Origin of the sequence: Actinoallomurus acaciae (assembly GCF_042429965.1) — a bacterium.
Taxonomy (GTDB): Bacteria; Actinomycetota; Actinomycetes; order Streptosporangiales; family Streptosporangiaceae; genus Actinoallomurus; species Actinoallomurus acaciae.
In genome coordinates, this window is record NZ_JBHLZP010000780.1 from 1 (window position 1) to 2,862 (window position 2,862).

At 70.5% G+C, this 2,862-nt stretch carries 3 protein-coding genes; 2 read left to right on the forward strand and 1 reads right to left on the reverse strand.

Annotated elements, in window-relative coordinates:
• Nucleotides 1-402, reverse strand: a 402-nt coding sequence (locus ACFFNX_RS46825) for a hypothetical protein (protein ID WP_378212844.1), incomplete at its 3' end; no start/stop codon positions are given.
• A gap of 229 nt (nucleotides 403-631) precedes the next feature.
• On the opposite strand from ACFFNX_RS46825, the gene ACFFNX_RS46830 reads away from it, so the two are divergent.
• Entirely contained in the window at nucleotides 632-1,492 is an 861-nt protein-coding gene (locus ACFFNX_RS46830) for an endonuclease/exonuclease/phosphatase family protein (RefSeq protein WP_378212845.1), read from the forward strand.
• A gap of 11 nt (nucleotides 1,493-1,503) precedes the next feature.
• The gene (locus ACFFNX_RS46835; RefSeq protein ID WP_378212846.1) at nucleotides 1,504-2,763 is read left to right on the forward strand and encodes an exo-beta-N-acetylmuramidase NamZ family protein; all 1,260 of its coding nucleotides are present in this window, start codon (nucleotides 1,504-1,506) and stop codon (nucleotides 2,761-2,763) included.
• Nucleotides 2,764-2,862: the final 99 nt, after the last annotated feature.

Genomic DNA, 2,862 nt, shown 5'->3' on the forward strand with positions numbered 1-2,862 from the left:
CGCGGCGACGCGCCGGGCCAGGCGCCACACCGCGCGCTCGCCGCGGCGCAGCCACCAGGCGGACACGGCCGCCGCAGTGACGTGCGCGAAGGTCATGGTCCAGCCGGCCGCCGACGGCGCCATGGTGTCACCGTGGGTCAGGTGCTGCCCGTGCTCGGCGGCCGAGAACAGGGCGTGCAGGACGAACTGGCCGCCCAGCAGCCCGCCGAAGATCGTCGAGAGGGAGCGTTCGGTGCCGGCGAGGGCCAGGCCGACCACGGCCATGACCGCCAGGCCGACGGCCGCCGCCACCGGGGAGACGGCGGCGCGTGAGGCCATCATGTGTCCGGTGACGGCCAGCGCGACGCACACGGTGGCGAAGACCACCGCACGCGCGGCACGGTACGTCGGACGAGTCGGCATGACGCCTCAATTATCGGCGCACGCTATCGGTGCTCGTGGCCGCATCGCCGGATACGGACGGTCCCGAAGGCACGTACGCGCGCCGATGTCGGCCAAACCTTCACGTCGCAGGCTATTGACGTCCTGATCGTTAGTACTTAACTTCCATACGACCACGTGATGACGTTGGATTTTTTCCAGAACAACCGGGAGATCCATGTTCCGGCCCGCTTCGTCTTCCTCCCGCCCCATGCGCCGCACCGCCGCCGTGCCGGCCCTCGCGGCCCTGCTGCTCGGCGCGCTCGCCACCGGCCCGTCCGCTCACGCCGCCACGAAGAGTGACCATGGCCGCGGCGTACGGTTGCGGGTGATGAACTACAACATCCAGGCCGGCGCCGGCTCCGATCACGTCTTCGACCTGGAACGACAGGCCGAGGCCATCGAGTCCGAGCACCCCGACCTCGTCGGTCTGGAAGAGGTCGACGTCGACTGGGCGACCCGCAGTGACTACACCGACGAGGCCACGTGGCTGGCCCGGCGGCTGCGCATGCACGTCTTCTTCGCGCCGATCTACGACCTTCCGCCGGACCGCGAGGGCGCGCCCGACCGGAGGTTCGGCGTCGCCCTGCTGTCGCGGTTCCCGATCATGTACGCGAAGAACCACGACATCACCCGGCTGTCCACGCAGGTGCCCGACCCGGTGCCCGCCCCCGGCCCGGGATTCCCCGAGGTGCTGATCAACGCGCACGGCGTGCCACTCTGGGTATACGTCACCCACCTGGACTACCGCGCCGACCCGGGCGTACGGCAGGCCCAGGTGGCCGACATGGACGCGATCATGGACCGCCGGCACGGCCGCAAGCTGCTTCTCGGCGACTTCAACGCCCAGCCGGACGACGCCGAGCTGGCGCCGCTGTGGACGCGGCTGACCGACGCCATGACGGTCGTCGGGCAGCGCACCACGCCGACCTGGCCCGCCGACACGCCGACCACGCGGATCGACTACGTGACCTACTCGAAGAGGTCCGGCATCCGCACCGTCGACGCCCACGTGCCCGACACGCTCGCCTCCGACCACCGGCCCGTGGTGACCGACCTGACGGCCTCCTGAAGGGGGATGACATGACGACACGACGAGGAGTGCTGCGCGGTATCGCCGTCACCGGTGCCGCGGCGCCGTTCGCCTCCCTGGCCGCCACGCCCGCCGAGGCGAAGAGGGCCGGCGGCGTGCAGACCGGCTTCGACGTGCTGCATGCGGGCGGCTACGCGCAGCTCAAGGGCCAGAAGGTCGGCATGGTGGCCAACCCGACCGCGGTCGTGCGCGACCTGACCCACGAGGTCGACGTCATGCACGGCTCCGGCGCCGTCGACCTCGCGGCGGTGTTCGGCCCCGAGCACGGCTTCCGCGGCTCCGCGCAGGCCGGCGGCTCCGAGGGCTCCTACAAGGACCCGCGGACCGGCATCCCCGTCTACGACGCGTACGCCAAGAGCGTGCAGGCGATCGCGGACGACTTCACCAAGGCCGGCATCGACACGGTCGTCTTCGACATCCAGGACGCCGGCGCGCGCTTCTACACCTACATCTGGACGATGTACGACTGCATGCAGGCGGCCACCCTCGCCGGCAAGCGCTTCGTCGTCCTCGACCGGCCGAACCCGCTCGGCGGCACCGAGGCGACCGGCCCGGTCATGCACCCGGAGTACACCTCCGGCGTCGGCAAGCAGGCGATCTCGCAGCAGCACGGCATGACCGTCGGAGAACTGGCGCTGCTGTTCGACAAGGAGTTCCTCGGCGGAAAGGTCAAGCCGCAGGTCATCAAGATGCGCGGCTGGCGGCGCGGCGTGTTCTTCGACGAGACCGGCCTGCCCTGGGTCATGCCCTCGCCCAACATGCCGACCCTCGACACGGCGATCGTCTACCCCGGCCTCGGCCTGTTCGAGGCCCTGACGATCACCGAGGGCCGCGGCACGACCCGTCCGTTCGAGATCATCGGCGCGCCGTTCCTCGACTGGCACTACGCCGACGCCCTCAACGCGCTGAACCTGCCCGGCGTGCGGTTCCGCGAGATGTACTTCGTGCCCACGTTCTCCAAGTGGGTGAACGAGAACTGCGCGGGCGTCCAGGTCACGGTGACCGACCGCCGCAGGTTCGACTCGATCCGCACCGCGATCGCGATGATCGTGACCGCGAAGAAGCTGTACCCGAAGGACTTCGCCTGGCGCGAGAGCGCCGCGCCGTACTGGATCGACAAGCTCACCGGCTCCGACCTCGTACGCAAGGGGGTCGACGGCGGCTCCACGACGGACCAGATCGTCGCCTCCTGGCAGGGGGAGCTGGCACGGTTCCGCGCCCAGCGGGCCCGTTATCTGCTGTACCGCTGAGGAGGAATCGATGCGTCGCCCCCCACGTCGCTCCCTCATGGTCCTCGTGGCCGCCGCGTGCCTCGGCGCGCCCGCGGCCGCCCGGGCCACCCCGGCCGC